This is a genomic window from Burkholderia sp. AU16741, from assembly GCF_002223345.1.
Lineage (GTDB): Bacteria > Pseudomonadota > Gammaproteobacteria > Burkholderiales > Burkholderiaceae > Burkholderia > Burkholderia sola.
The window spans coordinates 533314-553935 of the sequence record NZ_NKEZ01000011.1 but is presented as its reverse complement, the minus strand read 5'-3'; the positions used below and the strand labels follow the sequence as shown (position 1 = coordinate 553935).

17 protein-coding genes are annotated in these 20622 nt (G+C 67.1%); 9 read left to right on the top strand and 8 right to left on the bottom strand.

Annotation, left to right across the window (positions count from 1 at the left end):
- The first annotated feature begins 27 nt into the window (after positions 1-27).
- The 5 genes from CFB89_RS31500 (at position 28) to CFB89_RS31480 (ending at position 5045) form a co-directional block, all read left to right on the top strand.
- Positions 28-633: an amino acid synthesis family protein gene (locus tag CFB89_RS31500; RefSeq protein ID WP_039356026.1), complete on the top strand. Its 606-nt coding sequence runs from the start codon at positions 28-30 to the stop codon at positions 631-633.
- 25 nt (positions 634-658) lie between these two features.
- The gene (locus tag CFB89_RS31495) at positions 659-1558 is read left to right on the top strand and encodes an alpha/beta fold hydrolase (protein WP_179233568.1); all 900 of its coding nucleotides are present in this window, start codon (positions 659-661) and stop codon (positions 1556-1558) included.
- Positions 1555-3186 carry a bifunctional 3-(3-hydroxy-phenyl)propionate/3-hydroxycinnamic acid hydroxylase gene (locus CFB89_RS31490; protein ID WP_089471366.1) on the top strand — a complete coding sequence of 544 codons (1632 nt, stop codon included), beginning with the start codon at positions 1555-1557 and terminating at the stop codon, positions 3184-3186. Before CFB89_RS31495 ends, CFB89_RS31490 begins: the two co-directional genes overlap by 4 nt.
- Positions 3176-3508 (top strand): NIPSNAP family protein, encoded by a 333-nt coding sequence (locus tag CFB89_RS31485; protein WP_089471365.1) that lies wholly within the window; start codon positions 3176-3178, stop codon positions 3506-3508. Before CFB89_RS31490 ends, CFB89_RS31485 begins: the two co-directional genes overlap by 11 nt.
- A gap of 79 nt (positions 3509-3587) precedes the next feature.
- The gene (locus CFB89_RS31480) at positions 3588-5045 is read left to right on the top strand and encodes an NAD-dependent succinate-semialdehyde dehydrogenase (protein ID WP_179233567.1); all 1458 of its coding nucleotides are present in this window, start codon (positions 3588-3590) and stop codon (positions 5043-5045) included.
- A 54-nt stretch (positions 5046-5099) separates the two neighbouring features.
- On the opposite strand, the gene CFB89_RS31475 is transcribed toward CFB89_RS31480, so the two are convergent.
- Positions 5100-5828, bottom strand: a complete 729-nt coding sequence (locus CFB89_RS31475; RefSeq protein ID WP_089471363.1) for an IclR family transcriptional regulator — start codon at positions 5826-5828, stop codon at positions 5100-5102.
- Positions 5829-6147: 319 nt separating this feature from the next.
- Between CFB89_RS31475 and CFB89_RS31470 the strand changes: the two genes are divergently transcribed.
- On the top strand, positions 6148-7203 hold the full coding sequence (locus CFB89_RS31470; RefSeq protein WP_089471713.1) for a porin: 1056 nt from the start codon (positions 6148-6150) through the stop codon (positions 7201-7203).
- A gap of 63 nt (positions 7204-7266) precedes the next feature.
- On the opposite strand, the gene CFB89_RS31465 is transcribed toward CFB89_RS31470, so the two are convergent.
- The 6 genes from CFB89_RS31465 to CFB89_RS31440 all read right to left on the bottom strand — a co-directional run bounded on the left by CFB89_RS31465 (position 7267) and on the right by CFB89_RS31440 (position 15135).
- Complete coding sequence (locus CFB89_RS31465) at positions 7267-8415, bottom strand: porin (protein ID WP_089471362.1); 1149 nt, start codon at positions 8413-8415, stop codon at positions 7267-7269.
- Between the two features lie 193 nt (positions 8416-8608).
- Positions 8609-9172, bottom strand: a complete 564-nt coding sequence (locus CFB89_RS31460; protein WP_089471361.1) for a cytochrome b — start codon at positions 9170-9172, stop codon at positions 8609-8611.
- Positions 9173-9323: 151 nt separating this feature from the next.
- The gene (locus CFB89_RS31455; RefSeq protein ID WP_089471360.1) at positions 9324-10688 is read right to left on the bottom strand and encodes an aspartate aminotransferase family protein; all 1365 of its coding nucleotides are present in this window, start codon (positions 10686-10688) and stop codon (positions 9324-9326) included.
- Between the two features lie 62 nt (positions 10689-10750).
- Positions 10751-12196 (bottom strand): aldehyde dehydrogenase, encoded by a 1446-nt coding sequence (locus CFB89_RS31450; RefSeq protein WP_089471359.1) that lies wholly within the window; start codon positions 12194-12196, stop codon positions 10751-10753.
- Positions 12197-12458: 262 nt separating this feature from the next.
- On the bottom strand, positions 12459-13898 hold the full coding sequence (locus CFB89_RS31445) for an APC family permease (protein ID WP_089471358.1): 1440 nt from the start codon (positions 13896-13898) through the stop codon (positions 12459-12461).
- A 292-nt stretch (positions 13899-14190) separates the two neighbouring features.
- Positions 14191-15135 (bottom strand): helix-turn-helix domain-containing protein, encoded by a 945-nt coding sequence (locus CFB89_RS31440; protein WP_089471357.1) that lies wholly within the window; start codon positions 15133-15135, stop codon positions 14191-14193.
- A gap of 582 nt (positions 15136-15717) precedes the next feature.
- Here CFB89_RS31440 and CFB89_RS31435 point away from each other — a divergent pair.
- The gene (locus CFB89_RS31435) at positions 15718-17046 is read left to right on the top strand and encodes an MFS transporter (RefSeq protein ID WP_089471356.1); all 1329 of its coding nucleotides are present in this window, start codon (positions 15718-15720) and stop codon (positions 17044-17046) included.
- A 51-nt stretch (positions 17047-17097) separates the two neighbouring features.
- On the opposite strand, the gene CFB89_RS31430 is transcribed toward CFB89_RS31435, so the two are convergent.
- A complete protein-coding gene (locus CFB89_RS31430) occupies positions 17098-17799 on the bottom strand; it encodes a FadR/GntR family transcriptional regulator (protein WP_089471355.1) in 702 nt (233 codons plus the stop codon).
- A gap of 233 nt (positions 17800-18032) precedes the next feature.
- On the opposite strand from CFB89_RS31430, the gene CFB89_RS31425 reads away from it, so the two are divergent.
- Both CFB89_RS31425 and CFB89_RS31420 read left to right on the top strand, forming a co-directional pair.
- Positions 18033-19577: a sugar ABC transporter ATP-binding protein gene (locus tag CFB89_RS31425; RefSeq protein WP_089471354.1), complete on the top strand. Its 1545-nt coding sequence runs from the start codon at positions 18033-18035 to the stop codon at positions 19575-19577.
- Positions 19570-20601: an ABC transporter permease gene (locus tag CFB89_RS31420; RefSeq protein WP_089471353.1), complete on the top strand. Its 1032-nt coding sequence runs from the start codon at positions 19570-19572 to the stop codon at positions 20599-20601. The genes CFB89_RS31425 and CFB89_RS31420 overlap by 8 nt, the downstream gene beginning before the upstream one ends.
- The last annotated feature ends 21 nt before the right edge of the window (positions 20602-20622 follow it).

The following is a 20622-nucleotide window of genomic DNA, read 5'->3' as shown; positions in this document are numbered from 1 at the left end:
TCATCGACGTTTTATACAGGAATGCAAATGAGCAAGACCGCCAATTTCGAAGGCTTTCACATCCGCAAGTGGTACACGCAGATCGAGGATTCGCTCGCGAACGAAACCGGGCAGCTCGCGGACGGCGAGCCGTTGCGCAAGATCGTGATCGCCGCGGCCGTTCACAACCCGTACGCGGGGCGATTCAGCGAAAACCTCGACGATCTCGTGCGTCCGTCACCCGCGCTCGGCAAGGAGTTTGCGCGACGCATCGCGTCGCTCGCCGACGGCCGTGCGATCGAGAGCTACGGCAAGGCGTGCCTGGTCGGTTCGGCCGGCGAATACGAACACGGCAACGCGTTTCTCACGTCGATCTTCGCGGAGCCGATCCGCGCGGCGCTGGGCGGCGGCAAATCATGGGTGCCGTCGAGCGGCAAGCGCGGCCCGATCAATACGGTGATCGACGTGCCGCTCGCGCACAAGGATGCGCTCTACGTGCGCTCCCACTACGACACGGTGACGTGCCTGTTTCCCGATGCACCGAACGACGACGAAGTGCTGGTGATCTTCGCGTTCGCGACGCGCGGGCGGCTGCATGCACGGCTCGGCGGCCTGAAGGCGAGCGAGATCGTCGGTCGCGACGGTCTGGTCTGAGCGCATGCCGGCCGGGGAGCACATGATGAACACGGCGTCCGTCAACGAGGGATGGATCGACAACGAGGGATTGCGGCTGCACTACGTGAGCTGGGGGCGCGACGATGCGCCGACCGTGGTGATGCTGCACGGCTTGCGCAGTTACGCGTATACCTGGGCGCCCGTCGCCGCTGCGCTGGCCGACCGCTACCGGGTCGTCGCGCTCGATCAGCGCGGACGCGGGCTGAGCGATTGGGATCCGCAACGCAATTACTACGCGGCGGCCTACGTGCGCGATCTCGACGCACTGGTGCGTGCACTCAGCCTGCGACGATTCGTGCTGGTCGGGCACTCGATGGGCGGCGCCAATGCGTTCGTCTACGCGGCGGCGCAGCCGGAACGGCATGCCGAACGGCTCGCGGGCCTCGTGATCGAGGACATGGGCCCCGGCGCGTCGGCCGGCTCGGCGGGTTCCGAGCGCATCAAGCGCGAGCTGCGGGAAACGCCGGACGCGTTCTCGTCGTGGGACGACGCACGCGCGTTCTGGCGACGCCAGCGGCCGAACATCGCGGAATCCGCGCTCGATTCGCGCATCGCGCACTCGCTGAAAAAAGGCGAGCACGGCCGGATCGTCTGGCGACACGACGCGCAAGGGATTGCGGCCGCACGGCTGGCCGCGACGCCGGAGCAGCTCGTCCATCTGTGGCCGCTAATCCTCAACCTGCACGTACCCACGTTGCTGTTGCGCGGCGGCGACTCGGATTTCCTGTCCGCCGACGTGGCGGCCGAGATGGCGGCCGCCAATGCGGAAATCGAGCGGATCGACATTCCCGGCGCGACGCATTACGTGCACGACGATCAACCCGATGCGTTCAATCACGCATTGCGATCGTGGCTCGATCGTCTCGACGATCCTGCATGGCGCAGCGGAGGCGCGGGCGAATGAAAGCGAACAACCGGAACCGGACGTCGGTCGCGATCGTCGGCGCGGGCCCGAACGGCGTCGCGATGGCGAATCTGCTCGGCCTTTATGGCGTCGCGACGGTGATCATCGAGAAGGCGGCGGACGTCGTCGATTTTCCGCGCGCGGTCGGCATCGACGACGAAGCATTGCGGATGTTCCAGACCGCGGGGCTCGCCGACGAATTGAGCCGCGACATCATCCAGAACGTGCCGTTGCGCATGTTCAAGGCGAACGGCGAATGCTTTGCCGACATCCGCCCGTCGATGCGCGAATTCGGCTGGTGGCGGCGCAACATCTTCATGCAGCAACTGGCCGAACACACGCTGCGCGCCGGGCTGGCGCGCTATCCGCACGTATCGTTGCGGACTGGCGAGGAAGTGGTCGGTGTCGAACAGGACGACCGATGCGTCACGTTGCAGGTGCGCGATGCCGACGGCCGGCAGTATGCGCTCGACGCCGACTACGTGGTGGCGGCCGACGGCGGGCGCAGCCCGATGCGCGACTGGCTCGGCATCAAGCTGGCCGGCACGACGCACCCGATCAAATGGGTCGTGGTCGACGTGAAGAACGCCGGGCTCGAGCAGCCGTGCACGGCGCTGAACTGCGACCCGCGCCGCCCGAACGTGTGCATCTATCTGCCGTTCAATTTCCGGCGCTGGGAGTTTCTCGTATTCCCGCACGAGGACGCGGAGGCGATCGCCCGGCCCGAATCGATCCGCGCGCTGATCGCGCCGTACGTCGACGACGTCGATCGTATCGAGATCGTGCGCGCACGGACCTATACGCACCATTCTCGCGTGGCCGAGCGCTTCGTGGCGGGCCGCGTGGCGCTCGTCGGCGACGCCGCCCACCTGAGCCCGCCGTGGATCGGCCAGGGCCTGAACGCGGGCTTGCGCGACGTCGGCAATCTCGCGTGGAAACTGGCGGGCGTCGTGAACGGCACGCTGGATCCCGGCGTGATCCCGACCTACGAATCGGAGCGACGCGACCACGCGAAGGCGATGATCGATCTCGCGGACACGTTCGGCGCGATGCTGATGCCGACCAACCGGGTCGTCGCGTTTCTGCGCGACCGGTTCCTCGGGCTCGCGCGGTATGCGCCGGGCCTGAAGGACTACGTGCTGCAGATGCGCTTCAAGCCGATGCCGAGCTATACGCGCGGCGTCGTGCTGCCGGGCGCGCCGGGCGACGCGGCGGGCAGGATGATCGCGCAGCCCGACGTCGAAACGGCCGACGGCGTGCGGCGCAAGCTCGACGACGTGCTCGGCCCATGGTTTTCGATCGTCGGCTGGCAATGCGATCCGCAGGCGTGCCTGAGCGACGACGATCGCGCGTACTGGACGGCGCTGGGCGGGACCTTCGTTCAGGTCAATCGCTCGCGTAGCGGGACGGGTCGCGCACGGCGCGTGACGAGCGCCCACGACAGCGTGTGCGTCGAGGATGTCGACAACGCGCTGGCGGCATGGTTCGACCGGCATCGCGGCCCGCTCGTGGTCGTGCGCCCCGATCGCTACGTGGCGGCGCAGACGGACGCCGCCGGCATCGCAGGCGTGACCGCGGCGTTCCAGGCGTTCGCACCGCGACAACGGGAGACCGCGGATGTTGGTTGAGCAACGCACCTATACGCTGGTGCCGGGCGGCGTCGCCGAGTACCTGCGGCTCTATGCGGAGTGCGGCCGCGCTGCGCAAGAGCACGCGCTCGGCACGATGGTCGGCTGTTTCGCGACGGAAATCGGACCGTTGAACCAGCTCGTCTATCTGTGGGCGTTCGATTCGCTGGACGATCGGGCGCGACGTCGTGCCGTGCTGATGGCCGATCCCGAGTTCAGGACGTTTCGCGGCAAGGTCCGGCATCTGCTCGTCCGGCAGGAAAACCAGATCCTCCGACAGGAAATCGGCGGCCTGCTGCGCGCACCGCCGCCGGCCGCGTGACGCGGTCGCCGTGCCGGCCCATCGTGCAATCTCTACCGAGGTATCCGTCTTGATCCCGTTTACGCCGCTGACTTCCCGCATGACGCCTGATGCGCAACGCGATTACGCGTCGCTCCATCTATATATCGACGGCCGGTTCCTTCAGGCCGACGGCCGGCGCACGCAGCCCGTTCTCGATCCGGGAACCGGCAGCGTGCTCGGCGACTTGCCGCATGCGACGCCGGACGATCTCGACGCCGCGGTGCGCGCCGCGCATCGTGCGTTCGCGACGTGGCGCCGCGAGTCGCCGCTCGCGCGCTCGGATATCCTGCGCCGCGCGGCTGCGCTGGTGCGCGAGCGTGCGCCGGCGATCGGCCGCCACATCACGATGGATCAGGGCAAGCCGCTTCGCGAGGCGATCGCCGAGGTCGTGTCGTCCGCCGAGCAGCTCGAATGGCATGCGGAGGAGGGGCGTCGCACGTACGGCCGTGTCGTGCCGTCGCGCTCGCCGGACGTCGCGCAGATGGTGTTGCGGGAACCGATCGGAGTGTGCGCGGCGTTCTCGCCGTGGAATTTTCCGTTCAGCCAGGCGATGCACAAGATCGCGGCCGCGCTTGCGTCGGGCTGCACGCTGGTGCTGAAAGGGCCGGAGGAATCGCCGAGCGCGATCGTCGCACTCGCGCGCATCTTTCACGATGCGGGCCTGCCCGCGGGTTGCCTGAACATCGTCTGGGGCGTGCCGGCCAACGTGTCCAGGCAACTGATCGAGTCGCCGCTCGTGCGCAAGATCTCGTTCACGGGTTCGGTGCCGGTCGGCAAGCAACTGGCGGCGCTCGCCGCGTCGCACATGAAGCGCATGACCATGGAGCTGGGCGGGCATGCGCCCGTGCTGGTCTGCGCGGACGCGGAAATCGAACGCGCGGCGGCGATGCTGACCGCGTACAAGTTTCGCAATGCCGGACAGGTTTGCGTGTCGCCGACGCGCTTCTTCGTGCAGCGCCCGGTGTTCGACCGGTTCGTCGGCGCGTATCTCGAGGCGGTCGACAAGATTCGCGTCGGCTACGGGCTGGAAGAGGGGACCACGATGGGGCCGCTTGCGCACGCACGACGCGTATCCGAGATCGACGCGTTCGTCGCCGACGCGAAGGCGAAAGGGGCGGAGATTGCCGCGGGTGGGACGCGCTTGCCGGGGGCGGGGCCAGGGCACTACTTCGCGCCGACGGTCGTGCTGGGCCCGGCGCGCGACACGCGGCTGATGAACGAGGAGCCGTTCGGTCCGATCGTCGGGATCGTGCCGTTCGACGCGCTCGACGATGCGCTCGACGAAGCCAACCGCCTGCCGTTCGGCCTCGCGTCGTACGCGTTCACGACGTCGGCGCGCGATGCGCACCGGATCGGCCGGGCGCTCGAGGCCGGCATGGTCAACATCAATCACTTCGGGATGGGGCCGGCGGAGATCCCGTTCGGCGGCGTGAAGGACAGCGGTTTCGGCAGCGAGGGCGGCACGGAGACGTTCGACGGTTACCTGGTCACCAAGTTCATCACGCAGATGAACTGACCGTGCGCACGTGGGCGACCGGGCACGGCATCGTGCGCGATGCCGCGCGCATGCTCAGGTCGCGTCGCCGATCTCGGCGGTGGCGTCGATCAGGAGCTTGCCGAGCACGTGTTCGTCGAACAGCGCGAAGTGTTCGGCGCGAAAGACCAGCGACAGGCTGCTGTTGACCTCGCCGCTGCTGGCGGTGCGAATCGGCGCGGCGATGCCGACGAACCCGGCGTCGAGCTCGCCGCGCGAGATCCAGTATCCGGCCTCGACGATCTGCTGGCAGGCGCGCCAGAACTGCGTCCAGTCGGCCGCGAACTCGCCCAGCTCGGCGTTGTGCCGTTCGTGCAGGCGCTTCAGCCGGGCGCGCGACATCGCGGCGACGATCACTTTCGACGAAGCACCCTGGAACAACGGCATGATGCGGCCGCGGCCGAAGCCCAGTTGCAGATTCTCGGCGCCGGTTTCGTGCATCACGTTGATGATCTGCTCGTCGAACAGTGTCGACACGAGCGCATCGCCGCCGGTGACGTGAACCAGCTTCTGGATCACGGGCTTCGCCGCGGTGAGCGTCGGGTCCGACTGCCGCATGTTGTAGTCGAGATGAATGATGCGCGGGCCCAGCGTATAGCGGCCGTTGGTGCCGACGAGCAGGCCGACCGATGCCAGTTCCTTCACGTAGCGATAGCACGTGGTGCGCGAAAAGCCCATGTGTTCGGCGATTTCCTCGGCGGTCATCGACGTCGCGGACGAAGAAAAGACGTCGAGGATGGACAGCATTTTGGTGAGGCTCGACATGACGTAATCCGGGCTCAGACGGCTTGCGGCTATGGAACGTAAACGGCGAAGGCGGTTTCGGGTTGCCGCGCTGCGGCACGGCATGTAGCGCCGCGGGCGACAGGCCGTAGTCTAACTTAAGTCGTGCGGGCGGCAACGGGAACCGCAACCGCATCGATGCATATGCGGTCAGCATGCCGGCCGTGGCCAGGTGGTGCGTTTCGACGCCGATTGATAGGGATTCCTATTTTGAGCGATGCAATCGCACTGCATCGATGTCGCTGCCGCGCCGGTCGGTTCACGCGCGCATCGGCCGGGAAAATTCGATGAGGAGAAGCAGATGAAGGGGTGGCTCAGGATGGTGGCATGGTGCGGCTGCGGTGCCGTTGCACCGACATTCGCGCAATCGAGCGTGACGCTCTACGGTTCGCTGGACACGGGCGTGACCTATACGAGCGACGTGGCGTCCGCGCCGCGTGGCGGGCGTCAGCTCGCGTTGCAGGCCGGCGTGTCGCGCAACGACGTGTGGGGCCTGACGGGCAGGGAGGATCTTGGCAGCGCGAACTATGCGGTCTTTCGGCTCGAAAGCCAGTTTCAGACCTCCGACGGCGCGCTGACCGTGCCGGGCGCCGCGTTCGGTTCGCAAGCGTACGTCGGGCTCGGCGGCGACTGGGGGACCGTGACGCTCGGGCGCCAGTTCGATTTCGTCGGCGATCTCCTGCCGGCGTTCGCGATCGGCGCGAACACGCCGGCCGGTTTGCTCGCGTGGGGCTTGCCGGCGAACGCGTCGGCGGGCGGCGCGCTCGACAACCGCGTGTGGGGCGTTCAGGTGAACAATGCGGTGAAGTACGTGAGCCCGACGTTCGGCGGTGTGGCGTTCGGCGGCCTGTGGGGCTTCGGCAACGTGCCCGGCACGGTCGCGCGCAGCAGCGTGCAAAGCGCGATGCTGTCCTACACGCAAGGCGCGTTCAGCGCCGCGCTGGCTTATTTCGGCCAGCATGACGTAACTGCCGGCGGCAATCTGCGTAATTTCTCGGGCGGTGCCGGCTACAACGTCGGGCCGTTTCGCGTCTTCGGCATGGTGTCGGACGTGCGGATCAGCGCGGCCGCGCCGCTGCGGGCCACCACCTATGACGCCGGGCTGACCTATGCCGTCACGTCGTCGTTGCAGCTGGGCGGCGGCTTCCAGTACCAGCAGCGCGGCGGCGACGTCGGCTCGGCCAACCAGGTCACGTTGAGCGCCGACTATTCGCTGTCGAAACGCACCGGCCTTTACGCGGTATTCGCACGCGGGCACGACAGTGCGTATGGCGCGCAGGTCGAGGCGGCGCTCGGCGGGGCGGCGTCCGGCTCGACGCAGACCGCCGTTCGGCTCGGGTTGCGGCATCAGTTCTGACGACGCGCGAGAAACACGGGCTGTCGCGTCCGTCGCGCGAGAGCCCGTGTTTTCCCACTCGGTTCAGAAGCGATGCATCATCCCGACGCGCAGCGCCAACTGGTTGCGGCCCGACGATTGTCCAGCGGTGCCGAGCACGTGCGCGTAGTCGAAGTCGGTGCCGGTATGGCCGGTCGCATGCTGGTACGCGCCCTGGACGTACGTCGAGGTCCGCTTGCTCAGATCGTAGTCGAGCATCATCGACACCTGGTGCCAGTTCGGCGACGCATCGCCCGCCGCCGTCGCGACGTGTGCATGCGTGTAGGTATAGGCGGCGCCGAGCCAGACGTCCGGCCGGAAGAAATACTGGCCGTTGACCTCGAAGTTGTCGAATTTCCACGCGTTCTGCGAGCCTGCGGCCGGCTGGTTCGCGAAGTAGAGATTCGATTCGGGGTCGGTCACGTCGACGTGCGAATACGCGGCGGACAGCGTCAGCTTGTCGCTGAACTTGTACGATGCGCCGGCATCGATGTTCTGCTGCGAGCGGCCGCTGAAGACGGTGTCGTCGCTCGACAATGCCCCGCCCGCGGTCGCGCCGCCATGGTTGGCCTTCAGGTACGCGACGGCGGCGGAGAACGCACCCGCCTGGTACTGCACGGCGGCGCTATAGACGCGGTTCCGCGCGAAGCCGCCCGCCTGGTTCGCGAGCCCGTAGAGCACTTCGCCCTTGAAGCCGGCGTAGGAAGGCGACACGTACTTGACGCTGTTCTGGATGCGGTAGTCCCAATCGGCGTTGTCGTTGTCGTACGGGTGCGCGCCGAAATCGCCGAGCCAGTTGCCGGTGGCCGTGAACGGGCTCCACATGTCGAGCGTGGGATCGTACTGGCGGCCGAACGTGAGCGTGCCGAACCGGTCGGAATCGAGGCCGACGTAGGCCTGCCTGCCGAACATCCGCGACGTCACGCCGAGCGCACCGTTGCTCGCGTTGAAGCCGTTCTCGAGCTGGAACAGTGCTCTCAGCCCGCCGCCGAGATCCTCGGTGCCTTTCAGCCCCCAGTTGCTGCCGACGGTATCGCCGCTGACCATCTGGTAAGCCTTGCTGCCGCCCGCGTTGCTCGTGAAATTGACGCCTTCGTCGATCAGGCCGTACAGCGTCACGGTGCTTTGCGCGTGGGCCGTCAGGCCGAATCCCATCGCGCTCGCGGCCGATACGGCCGCCATCATCTTCTTCATCGTCGATCTCCAGGTGTGGCGGCCCACGCGGCGTGGTGCGATTTCAGACGGCATACGCCAGCATCGGACGCGTTCAGTGGGTCCGCTTGTCGTTAGTAAAACGAAATATAAAATTTGAAGAAAAGAGGTCCGCGCGACTGGGCGGACCGAATGACGAACCGCGCAGGGTGCGCGGTTCCGCGTGGCGTCGGCGCTACAGCATCCGCCGCAGCACGTCGTTTTCCGGGTTGCGGTCGAAGAACCGGTGTTTCAGCGCGCCAAGGACATGCAGCACGATGAGCGAGAGCAACGTATAGGCGAGCGTCTTGTGCAACCACTGAAACGCCTCGAACCAATGGTCGTTCTTCGGCAGCAGCTCGGGTACGCGGAAAAAGAAGAACGGCACGCCGTCGCTCTGCGTATACGTGCTGGACATCGAATAGCCCATCAGCGGCACGATGATCGCGAGCGCATACAGCAGGTAGTGGCCGATCTTGGCGAGCTTGCGGTCGAGCGTCGGCAGCGTGGAAGGCAGCGGCGGCAACGGCTTCATCGAGCGAATCGCCAGTTGCGTGACGATCACCAGCAGCGTGAGCACGCCGAACTCCTTGTGCGTCGGGTAGTACCAGTCGAACTTGGCCGGCAGGTTGTCGTCGAGCCGGACCATCGTCCAGCCGGTCCACAGTTGCGCGCCGATCAGGATCGCCCTGACCCAGTGCAGCAGCCGAAGCGCGAGCGGGTATTTCTCCGCGGGGAATGCAATGGCCTGGTTGTCCATTTGACTTGTCTTCCTTTGAAACGACACTGCGACAGGCGGGATGCCGATCGTCGATTTCGACGTCCCGCGGCGATCTTCGTCGAACCGAGGCCGGATGGCGATACGCACGGACCTTCGACGAAAGGCCCGTGCGCCAGGCTGTTTCGCGAGGTCAGGCGATCGCGCGCGAATCCGCGCAGCACTCCTGCAATGCCTCGCGCAGCGTCACGGCCATGAAGTCGGCTTCGCCTTGCTGCAGCGTCAGCGGCGGCGACATCACCAGCTTGTTCGCGATCGCGCGCACCAGCACGCCGCGCCGGCGCGCGGCATCGGCCACGCGGGCGGCGAACCCCTTGCCCGGATCGAGCGGCGTGCGGCTGGCCTTGTCGGTCACCAGATCGAGCGCCAGCATCAGCCCCTTGCCGCGGACGTCGCCGACGGTTTCGAAGTCGGCCTTCAGCGGCAGCAATTGTTCGAGCAGGCGCTGCCCGACCCGTGCCGCATTGCCCGGCAGATCCTCGGCCTCGACGATGTCGAGCACCGCGAGCGACGCGGCGCACGCGAGCGGATGCCCGCTGTACGTATAGCCGTGCATGACCACGTGCGAGAAGCCCGCGCCGTGTTCGATCGCGTCGGCGATCCGCCCGTTGTACAGCGTCGCGCCGAGCGGCACGTAGCCGGCGGAAATGCCCTTGGCGACGCACAGGATGTCGGCGGCGACGCCCCAGCCGCGGCTGCCGAGCAGGCTGCCGGTGCGGCCGAAGCCGGTGACCACCTCGTCGGCGATCAGCAGGATGCCGTTGCGGTCGCACACGGCCCGCACGCGCGCCCAGTAATCGGCCGGCGGGACGATCAGGCCGCCCGCGCCCTGCACCGGCTCGGCGACGAACGCGGCAATGGTCTGCGGGCCGTGGAACGCGATCGTTTCCTCGAGCTGCCGGATGCAGTGCTCGACGAGCTGGTGCGGATCGTCGCAATTCCACGGATTGCGATAGAGCCACGGCGTGTCGAGCAGCACGCAGCCGGGCAGCAGCGGGCCATGATTGTAATGGTAGACGCCGTTTCCGCCGATCGACGTGCCGCCCATGTGCACGCCGTGATAGCCGTTGCGCAGCGACAGGAATTTCGTGCGCGACGGCTCGCCCGCGGCGACCCAGTACTGGCGCGCCATCTTGAGCGCGGTCTCGATCGCGTCGGAGCCGCCGCTGCCGAACATCACCCGCTGCATGTCTTCCTGCGCGAACATCGCGCACAGGCGGTCGGCCAGATCGTAGACGCGCGGATGGGCGACGCCGTCGAAGGTCTGGTAGTACGACAGCTCGTCCATCTGCCGCGCGATCGCGCTTTTCACTTCCGGGCGGTTGTGGCCGACGTTGACGTTCCAGAGTCCGCCGACGCCGTCGAGCATGCGGTGGCCGTCGACGTCGTACACGTAGTTGCCGTCGCCGCGCTCGATGATCACGGTGGGCGTCGTATGCCCGGCGGCCGCCGAGCTCATCGGGTGCCAGAATCGTTTTTGACGCTTTTGATAGTCCATGGTGTCTCTCGTCTCTCTTACGAAGTGCTTGAACAGGGGGCGGCGCGGTGTGCGCCGCAGGATCACAGGGCTGCGGTGACGATCTTTTCCTCGAGGTACGAATCGAGCGCGGCCTTCGACAGGTCGCGCCCGATCCCGCTTTGCTTGGTGCCGCCCCACGGCAGGCGCGCGTCGATCGGGCTCCACGCATTGATCGCGACCGCGCCGACGTCGAGCCGCTCGGCTACACGGTGCGCGGTGCCGACGTCCTGCGTCCACACCGACGCGGACAAGCCGAACGGCGTGTCGTTGGCGATGCGAACGGCGTCGTCCTCGGTCTCGAACGGCATCACCATGCCGACCGGGCCGAACACCTCGTCGCGGGCGATCCGCATGCCCGGATGGACACCGCCCAGAATCGTCGGGCGCATGAAGCAGCCGCGCGGCGGCACCTGTTCGTCGCCGGCGAGCATCACCGCCCCTTCGGCGAGCGCGCCGTCGACGAGCGCCCGGACGCGCGCGAGGTGGCGCGGGTTGATCAGTGCGCCCATCTGCACGCCTGGCTCCGAGGGCGGACCGACGCGCATCGCGCGGGCCGCGTCGGCAAGCCGTTCTTCGAGTGCCTGCGCGATCGAGCGGTGCGCGAGCACGCGCGAGCCGGCCGCGCACGTCTGCCCCTGGTTCGCGAACATGCCGGCCATCAGCGACGGAATCGCACGGTCGAGATCGGCATCCGCGAACACGATTTGCGCGGCCTTGCCGCCGAGTTCGAGCGTGACGCGCTTGAAGGTCTTCGCTGCCACGCCCGCGATCGCGCGCCCGACTTCGGTGCTGCCGGTGAAGCTGATCTTGTTGACGAGCGGGTGCGCGACCAGCGCGGCGCCGACTTCCGCGCCCACGCCGTGGACGATGTTGACCACCCCGGCGGGAAGGCCGGCTTCGCACACGAGTTCGCCGAGCCGGGCGACGGCCAGCGGCGCGTCCTCCGACGGCTTGATGACCACCGGGCAGCCGGCCGCGAGCGCCGGCGCGAGCTTCCACACCGCGATCATCAACGGCGCGTTCCACGGGATGATCAGACCGGCGACGCCGACCGGTGCGCGCCGCGTGTAGCTGAGCGTCGGGCGGCCCATGAAGCCGTCGGTCGGAATCGTGCGGCCCTCGAGCTTGTCGGCCCAGCCGGCGAAATAGCGCAGCGTGTCGATGCACATCGGGAGGTCCATCATCCGCATCTCGGCAAGCGGGCGCCCTTGTTCGACGGCCAGGCATTCCGCCAGCGCGTCACGGTCGCGCTCGACCAGGTCGGCCAGCCGAAGCAGCCAGCGGGCCCGGGCCGGGCCGCCCGCGCGTGCCCACGCGTCGCCGTGCAGCGCGGTGTGCGCGGCACGCACCGCGCGATCGACGTCTTCGGCGGTCGATGCGGGCACGGCGGAGACGTAGTCGCCGGTCGCCGGCGCCAGCTTTTCGAAGGTACGGCCGGCCGCTGCGTCGCAATGCCTGCCGTCGATCAGATTCTGAATTTTCATCATGGTGTTCCGTGTTTCCGAGGGGCGAATCGTCGGGCCGAACGGGTGAGGGCGATGGCAACTGCCCGCGGCGCGGCTTCGACGTCGCATTCACTGTATGTCGATGAAAACGCCCGCCTTGTCCGCTATCGGCAATCGTTGCGGCGCGAGCGGGATAGGGAATACCCGCGCCGGCGCGACGCATGGCGGGTCGCGTCGGCAGCGGGAAATGCTCGGGGAGGGCGCAACGAGACGACGGTGCGGCGCGGCACCGTCCGGACGGCGGTTACTGGGCGGCGCGCCCGAGTTCGCGATACAGGTCGGGGTCGCTGCGCTTCAACCGCAGCGCGGCGCGGATGCCGAGCGCGCCGACGGCGACGAGGAAATACGGAAACATCGCGACGAAGGTCGAATCCGATCCGCTCAGCACGGACAGGTTGCGCACGACCAGCACGAGGCACGCGCCCAGTGCGATCACGCTGACGAGCGGCGCGATCAGCCGATGCACGACGCCGGCGTCGCGGTGATCGCGCGCGAAGAACGCGATCACCGACGCCGCCACCAGGATCTGCACCGCGATGATGCCGATCGTGGCCAGCGCGCTCATCCACGAGAACACGACCGCGAACGGATCGAGGCGGAACGCGGCCGACCCGACGATGGCCGCGAGCGCGATCGACGTCTGCACCTTGCCGGCGACGTCCGGGCAACGATGCACGGGGCACGTATGGCCGAGCTTGCGCCACAGCACGCGTTCGCGGCCCATCGCGTAGAAATAGCGCGTGATCGTGTTGTGGAACGACAGGATGGCCGCGAACAGGCTCGTGACGAGCAGCACGTTCATCGCGTCCGTCGCGATGCCGCCGAGCAGCCGGCCGCTGACGGCAAACCAGAGATTGGCCGGATCGCGCGCGGCCTGCGCGGCGATCGCGCGCTCGCCCCACGCCTCGACGATCGCCCACGACGACAGCGCGTAGAACGCCATGATGAGGATCACGGCGAGGTACGTGGCGCGCGGAATCGTGCGCTTCGGGTCGCGCGCCTCCTCGGAGAAGATCGCCGTCGCCTCGAAGCCCATGTACGAGCCGAGCACGAACACGAGCGCGGTGCCGAGCCCGGGCGCGAACACCATCGCGGGGCTGAACGGTTTCGCGCTGAAGCCGCCGGCGCTCGCGCCGTGCACGACGATCGCGAGATCGAGCAGCATCACGATCGCGATTTCGCCGATCATCAGCATGCCGAGCAGCCGGCCGCTGAACTCGATGCGACGCGCGCCGCAGAAGTGGACCGCGACGACGCACGCGAGCGCGAACGCCCACCACGGCACGTCGACGCCGTAGTGCCGCTGGATGCTGTCGTTCAGGAAGAAGCCGAACATGCAGTAGATCGCGATCTGCACCGCGTTGTACGCGACGATCGCGACGAACGCGCCGCCCACGCCGGCGGGGCGTCCGAGTCCGTTGGCGATGTACGCATAGAAGGCGCCTGAATTGGAGATGTGCCGGCTCATCGCGGCATAGCCGATGCTGAAGATGAGGTACATGATGCCCGCCAGCACGAATACGCCGGGCACGCCGGGGCCGTTGCCGAGCGAGAATGCCGCGGGCGTCGCGCCGACCATCGCGGTGAGCGGCGCGGCCGCGGCGACGACGAAGAAGACGATGTGGGAGAGTCCGACGGCGTTCCTGCTGAGCCCCGCTTCGGACCGGGGTGACGATTCGTTCATGAGTAGTCCCGCTGGCCGGATCGTCCGTCAGGAGTCGACACCGGCATGCCTGATCGATAGCCCCGTGCCGCGCGCCGATCCTGACGCGCCGGCAAGCGATGCCGACGTTCGCCGACGACACGGGTGTGCGCTTGGACGGCCGCTCGATGCGGTGCAGCGAGCATGCGAGCAGGGCCGACGACAAAAATTTACGGTGCCGAAAAAACGGGCGTTGTCCGTAATCGGCAATCCGCATGCGCGGCGGCGGCAGGGGATTACCCGCATGCGGCGCCGCCATGCGCCCGCTGCGGGCTCAGCTCAGGCGCGGCGTATGCGACGGCAGCTCGTGGAAATGCTGCTGGTAGTAGGCGGAGAAGCGTCCGAAGTGGCAAAAGCCGAATTGCGCTGCCGCGTCGCCGATCCGTATCGTGTCGGGCGTCGTCATCAGGAAGCGGCGCACGGCGTTCAGCCGGATCGAGCGGAGGTAGGCGGTCGGCGTGGTGCCGACCACGTTCTGGAAGCTGTATTGCAGCGTGCGGCGGCTGATCCGCAGATGGTGACAGAGATCGATCACCGTCGGCACGTCGTCGGATTCCAGCGCGATTTCCTGGCTGCGGCGCACGATGTAGCTTTGCGTCGAGGCCGACGGCAGCGCACCGGCATCCGGGTCGTCGGGTTGCACGAGGTCGAGCAGGATGCCGACCAGACTGTGCGCGAGCACGCGTTCGTCGAACGCATCGCGGGCGGTGAGCGAACCGCTGTCGAGCGCCTGGCCCAGTACGCGTTCGAGGCCGTCCAGTGCGTTGCGGTAGCGCGCGGGCGAGATCGGCAGCACGGGCTGCTTCAGGAAACGCGCGGGCAGGTTCGCGAGTTCATCCACCTCGCGATCGGCCGCGAGCGTGCGGTCGATCGTGAAGGCGAGCACCTCGGTGTCGCACGGCAGATGGGCGACGAACTCCTCGCCGCCGCGCAGCGTCAGCAGGCTCGGGCGCTCGACGGTGCGCCCCTGGACCACGGGCGCGACCGCACTGGCGATCGGCAGCGCGAAGCAGAGCCGGTCGCGCGGCGCGAGGCCGTGCTGCATCACGCGCTGGTTGATGCGTTCGCGAAAGACGTGAAAACGCTGGCCGGCGACCTGGCGCAGCGTGGTCGTCGCGGTGCCCGGACTGATCTGGTCGTAGTGCTGCGACCAGTTCACGATCGCCTGGGAATGGAGGAACACATCCGAGAAGCACAGTGTTTCAGCGCGCAGGTTCATGGCGTGGCGAATGCATCCCGTTTCAAATTCGATGCCGGCCGAAGCCGGCTCATGCTGCCGGCGCGGGCAGCGCGATCGCGCCATGCGCGCGCGGCCCGGATGGCTTCCGAACGCGCGGTGCAATGCGGTCAGTCCTGCCGACGATCATATCCAGAAAAAAACACCGCGTGACGCGATCGAAGAGCCTGCGGGCGCTGGTCGAGCGAACACCCCCGCGGAAGGTGACGGAGCGTAACTAAATCGAAAGAAATGCGGGGGTGCCGGGCGATATCGGCCAGCGAATGTCGTTGACAACCATATTTTTTATTAATCTCATTATAAGGGATTGAGTTTATTTATGAGGTGGGGTTTACATAGGGTGTCCCGCGCGACCTGGTAACGTGGGCTTCATGGTCAAGGCGATCGAGAGGGGTCTAGAATTTATTACAAAACTGACGAATGAAGGCCGACAACCTGACACAGGCGGCATGCAACGGCTCGCCTCGTGTTAACTACCAATAAATCCCGAAATACGGGATTTGTATAATTGTCCCGCCACGCCTCGCCTGTTCGTGACGCATGTCCACATACCGGGAGCGGTCCATGTCCGAGTCACCCCCTGCCATGTTGTATCGTCGGATCGCGCTGCGCGTGATTCCGTTTCTGTTCGTCTGCTACGTGATCAATTTCGTCGATCGCGTCAACATCGGTTTCGCCAAGCTGCAGTTCCTGCAGGACCTCGGCTTGAGCGAAGCCGTATTCGGCTCCGCGACGGCCATCTTCTTCATCAGTTACGCCGCCTTCGAGGTGCCGAGCAACCTGGTGCTGGCGCGCATCGGCGCGAGCCGCACGCTGATGCGAATCATGGTGCTGTGGGGCCTGTGTACCGTGGCGCAGATGTTCGTGACCGGCAGCGTGTCGCTGTACGTGGTGCGCTTTCTGCTCGGCGCCGCCGAGGCCGGCTTCTTTCCGGGCCTGATCCTGTACCTGTCGTACTGGTTTCCGGATGCGGTGCGCGCCCGCGTCAACAGCGTGCTGCTGCTTGCCGTGCCGGTCGCGGGGATGATCGGCGGACCGCTGTCCGGCTGGATCATGGCGCACCTGCAGGACACGATGGGGTTGCGCGGATGGCAGTGGCTGTTCCTGATCGAGGGATTGCCGGCCATCGCGCTCGGGCTGGTCGCGCCGCTGATGCTGAGCGACCGGCCGGAGCGGGCGGCATGGCTGTCGCCTGCGGACCGGCAGGCGCTCTTGCGCGATCTGGACGCGGAGCGCGCGTCGGCCGTCGTCGGCCATGACCGGGCGGGCGTGCTCGACATCGTTCGCAACGCGCGCGTGCTGGGGCTTGCGGCGATCTATTTCTGCGTCTACGTCGGGATGGGGACGGTGACGTTCTGGTCGCCGACGGTGCTGAAGGCGGCCGGGGTGGCGAGCGTCACCGGAATCGGTTGGTTGTCCGGACTGATTTCCGTGTTCACGATGATCGGCAACGTGGCGATCGCATGGAGTTCCGACCGATACGGCGAGCGCCGCTGGCATACGGTGGCCTGCATGCTCGTCACCGCGTGCAGCCTGCTGCTGCTGCGCTTCTCGGTCGGCCATGTAGGGATCACCGTGGCCTTGCTCGCGATCGCGCAGCTGTGCGCGTTCACCGTGCCGATCGTGTTCTGGACGATTCCGGCTGCCCAGCTGACAGGCCGGGCGGCGGCAGCCGGCATCGCGGTGATCAGCATGCTCGGTTCGCTCGGCGGCGCGTTCAGTTCGTGGCTGGTCGGCGTCCTGTTCGCACGTACGGGCGCGCCGTATGCAGGGTTCGCGGTGGTCGCGGGGCTGCTGGTGGTCGGCTCGGTGCTGGTGACGAGCCTGGTGCCGCGCACGCTGCCGTCGCGCCGCACGGCGAGCGAACGGGCCGCGTGGCAGGGCGTTGAATAGCGCGTAGCCGAGGCTGCGCGTTCGCCGACGCGTGTCCGCGCCAGCGCACGCTCAATCCGGATCGGCTTTCAGCCCACCCTCGATCCACCGCGCTTCGGATGCGCGAAGGTGCGCGCGAATGGCCGTCTGGGCCGCGATCGGATCGCCGGCCTGCAACGCGAGGAGCACGTCCTCGTGCTCGCGCACGGCGGCGGTCCACGTTTGCGGATTCTCCGCGTGGCCGCGCATCGCGGTCGCGATCGGGTCGTGACGGCTGTCGAACAGCTCGCCGACGAAGCGGGTGAGCACCGAATTGCCGGCGGCTTCCGCGATCAGCATGTGGAACTGCCGGTCGGCTTCGACCGGTGATTTGCCGGCTTCCGCGAGCCGCTTCATGCGCTGCACCGTGCGGCGCAAGCGCTCGAGCATCGCCGCCGTCATCCGCGCGGCGGCCAGCGCGGCGACGCTGCCCTCGACGGCCGCGCGCGCCTGCATCAATTCCGACGGACTGTCGCCGAGCGTGACCATCGTGCCGACAGCGTCGGCCGCCGTGTCGCGCACATAGACGCCGGAGCCCATCCGGATTTCGATCTGGCCGCCGATTTCCAGCGCGATCAGCGCCTCGCGAAGCGACGGGCGCGATACGCCGAGCGTCAGCGCCAGCTCGCGCTCCGGCGGCAGCCGCTCGCCGATGGCGAATTCGCCCTGACGAATCAACGCGACGATCTGGGCCGCGACCGATTGGTAAAGCCGCTTGGGTTCTGTCGATTTCATCCGATTGATAGGGATCGATGCGCTTTGGGCGAAAGCGCGTGTCGCGGAGTCTATCACGCTTGCCGCATCGCCCCGTGTGGCGGCGCGTTCCTCCGGATGTCCGGGTTTTCACTATTGGTAAGATCGGATGTGAATAGTTAAATTGGCTTGACCAAAAGTGGTTTGATTGCTGTAATTCATCCAAATTGGACTGACCGGATAGTGCCGAGGTCGATCCACCCCAAGGAGACGCAATGGCAATGCCTCGCAATCTGCCCGGTCAGGCCGCGCACGACGAAGCGGACCGGGAGATCCTGCGCCTGGACGGGATTCGCAAGCGCTTCCCCGGCGTCCTCGCGCTCGACGGGATTCGCCTCGACTTGCGCCGCGGCGAGGTGCATGCGGTGTGCGGCGAGAACGGCGCGGGCAAATCCACGCTGATGAAAATCATCAGCGGCCAGTACCTGCCCGACGACGGCGTCGTTCACTATCGCGGCGCGCCGGTGCGGTTTCGTTCGGCTTCCGAAGCACAGGCGGCCGGCATCTCGATCATTCACCAGGAACTCAATCTCGTTCCGCACCTGAGCGTGGCGGAGAACCTGTTCCTCGCGCGCGAGCCGCGGCGCGGGCCGTTCGTCGATACGAAACGCATGAACGCGGATGCGGCGCGCTGCATCGCGCGCATCGGCCTGAACGTGGCCCCGACGACGAAGGTCGGGGTGCTGTCGATCGCGCAGCAGCAGATGGTCGAGATCGCGAAGGCGCTGTCGCACGACGCGCGCGTGCTGATCATGGACGAGCCCACGTCGTCGCTGACGGAAGCGGAGACGGTGCAGCTCTTTCGCATCATCGAGGAACTGCGCGCGGACGGCGTCGCGATTCTGTATATCTCGCACCGGCTCGACGAAATGGCGCAGATCGTCGATCGCGTGACGGTGCTGCGCGACGGGCGCCACATCTCGACGGACGATTTCGCCGACGTGAGCATCGACGACATCGTCGCGCGCATGGTCGGACGCACGCTCGACGACGCCTATCCGTCGCGGCAATCGGTGCCGACCGACGAGGTGCTGCTCGACGTGCGGGACCTGCGCCGCGACGGCGTGTTCGGGCCGGTGTCGTTCGCGCTGCGCCGCGGCGAGATCCTCGGTTTCGCCGGATTGATGGGCGCGGGGCGCACCGAGATCGCCCGCGCGATCTTCGGCGCGGATCGCATCGACGGCGGCACGATCGCGCTGCACGGCCGGCCCGTGACGATCCGTTCGCCGCGCGAGGCGATCCGGCACGGCATCGCGTATCTGTCGGAGGACCGCAAGAAGGAGGGGCTCGCGCTGCCGATGCCCGTCGCGGCGAACCTCACGCTCGCGAACGTGCGCGGCATCACGTCACGTTTCGGGTTCCTGCGCTTCGACGACGAACTCGACGTCGCGCGCCGCTACGTGCAGGACCTCGCGATTCGCACGCCGTCCGTGCACCAGCGCGTGCGCAACCTGTCCGGCGGCAACCAGCAGAAGGTCGTCATCGGCAAATGGCTCTACCGCGGCTCGAAGATCCTGTTCTTCGACGAGCCGACACGCGGCATCGACGTCGGCGCGAAATTCGCGATCTACGGGCTGATGGACCGGCTCGCGGCCGACGGCGTCGGCGTGGTGCTGATCAGTTCTGAACTGCCCGAACTGCTCGGCATGACCGACCGGATCGCCGTTTTTCACGAAGGTCGATTGACCGCATTTCTCGATACGAAACACACCAGTCAGGAGGAGATCATGCACTACGCGTCGGGGCGTTCCCATGCTTGAAATGACATCCGATCGAAGCCAGGCCGACGAGCGGGCGGCGCGACAGCGGCGGCGCGACCTGATCCAGAAGTTCGCGGCGCTGGGCAGCCTCGTCGTGCTCGTGTTCGCGTTCTCGATATCGAGCGCGGCGTTCTTCTCCGTCGACAACCTGATGACCGTCGGCCTGCAGGTCACCTCCATCGCCTATCTGGGCGTGGCCGCCACCTGCGTGATCATCACCGGCGGCATCGACCTGTCGGTCGGCTCGGTGCTCGCGCTGGCCGGCGTCTGTGCCGCGCTGCTGGTCAAGGTCGGCGTGCCGGTGCCTGTGGCGATGGCGGCCGGCATCCTGGTCGGCGCGCTGTGCGGGCTCGTCAACGGCATCTGCGTGACGCAGATGGGCCTGCCGCCGTTCATCGCGACGCTCGGCATGATGCTCGTCGCGCGCGGCATCGCGCTGCAGATCACGGGCGCGCGGCCGGTATCGGATCTCGGCGACGCGTTCGGCGCGCTCGGCAACGGCGCGCTGCTGCGGATCTCGCACATCGGCGCGGACGGCTTTCCCGACACGACCTTTCCCGGCATTCCGTATCCGGTCGTGATCATGGTCGTGCTGTTCGTCGTGGTGTCCGTGCTGTTGTCGAGAACGTCGCTCGGCCGTCACATCTACGCGGTCGGGTCGAACGCGGAAGCCGCGCGGCTGTCGGGCGTGAACGTGCAGGGCGTGAAGCTGTTCACCTACGTGCTGTCCGGTGCGCTCGCGGGCGTGACCGGCTGCGTGCTGATGTCGCGGCTCGTCACCGGGCAGCCGAACGAAGGCGTGATGTACGAGCTCGACGCGATCGCCAGTTCGGTCATCGGCGGCACGTCGCTGATGGGCGGCGTCGGCACGATCTCCGGCACGGCGATCGGCGCGTTCGTGATCGGCGTGCTGCGCAACGGCCTGAACATGAATGGCGTATCGAGCTTCATCCAGCAGATCATCATCGGCGTCGTGATCCTCGGCACGGTGTGGATCGACCAGTTGCGCAACCGCCGGCCCTGACCGGCAGCAAGCAGTCCCTAC

What these genes read in the sequence shown, in the direction of transcription:
- CFB89_RS31500 (WP_039356026.1), top strand. Translation starts at nt 28, where the DNA reads ATGAGCAAGACCGCCAATTTCGAAGGCTTTCACATCCGCAAGTGGTAC.
- CFB89_RS31495 (WP_179233568.1), top strand. Translation starts at nt 659, where the DNA reads ATGAACACGGCGTCCGTCAACGAGGGATGGATCGACAACGAGGGATTG.
- CFB89_RS31490 (WP_089471366.1), top strand. Translation starts at nt 1,555, where the DNA reads ATGAAAGCGAACAACCGGAACCGGACGTCGGTCGCGATCGTCGGCGCG.
- CFB89_RS31485 (WP_089471365.1), top strand. Translation starts at nt 3,176, where the DNA reads ATGTTGGTTGAGCAACGCACCTATACGCTGGTGCCGGGCGGCGTCGCC.
- CFB89_RS31480 (WP_179233567.1), top strand. Translation starts at nt 3,588, where the DNA reads ATGACGCCTGATGCGCAACGCGATTACGCGTCGCTCCATCTATATATC.
- CFB89_RS31475 (WP_089471363.1), bottom strand. Translation starts at nt 5,828, where the DNA reads ATGTCGAGCCTCACCAAAATGCTGTCCATCCTCGACGTCTTTTCTTCG.
- CFB89_RS31470 (WP_089471713.1), top strand. Translation starts at nt 6,148, where the DNA reads ATGAAGGGGTGGCTCAGGATGGTGGCATGGTGCGGCTGCGGTGCCGTT.
- CFB89_RS31465 (WP_089471362.1), bottom strand. Translation starts at nt 8,415, where the DNA reads ATGAAGAAGATGATGGCGGCCGTATCGGCCGCGAGCGCGATGGGATTC.
- CFB89_RS31460 (WP_089471361.1), bottom strand. Translation starts at nt 9,172, where the DNA reads ATGGACAACCAGGCCATTGCATTCCCCGCGGAGAAATACCCGCTCGCG.
- CFB89_RS31455 (WP_089471360.1), bottom strand. Translation starts at nt 10,688, where the DNA reads ATGGACTATCAAAAGCGTCAAAAACGATTCTGGCACCCGATGAGCTCG.
- CFB89_RS31450 (WP_089471359.1), bottom strand. Translation starts at nt 12,196, where the DNA reads ATGATGAAAATTCAGAATCTGATCGACGGCAGGCATTGCGACGCAGCG.
- CFB89_RS31445 (WP_089471358.1), bottom strand. Translation starts at nt 13,898, where the DNA reads ATGAACGAATCGTCACCCCGGTCCGAAGCGGGGCTCAGCAGGAACGCC.
- CFB89_RS31440 (WP_089471357.1), bottom strand. Translation starts at nt 15,135, where the DNA reads ATGAACCTGCGCGCTGAAACACTGTGCTTCTCGGATGTGTTCCTCCAT.
- CFB89_RS31435 (WP_089471356.1), top strand. Translation starts at nt 15,718, where the DNA reads ATGTCCGAGTCACCCCCTGCCATGTTGTATCGTCGGATCGCGCTGCGC.
- CFB89_RS31430 (WP_089471355.1), bottom strand. Translation starts at nt 17,799, where the DNA reads ATGAAATCGACAGAACCCAAGCGGCTTTACCAATCGGTCGCGGCCCAG.
- CFB89_RS31425 (WP_089471354.1), top strand. Translation starts at nt 18,033, where the DNA reads ATGGCAATGCCTCGCAATCTGCCCGGTCAGGCCGCGCACGACGAAGCG.
- CFB89_RS31420 (WP_089471353.1), top strand. Translation starts at nt 19,570, where the DNA reads ATGCTTGAAATGACATCCGATCGAAGCCAGGCCGACGAGCGGGCGGCG.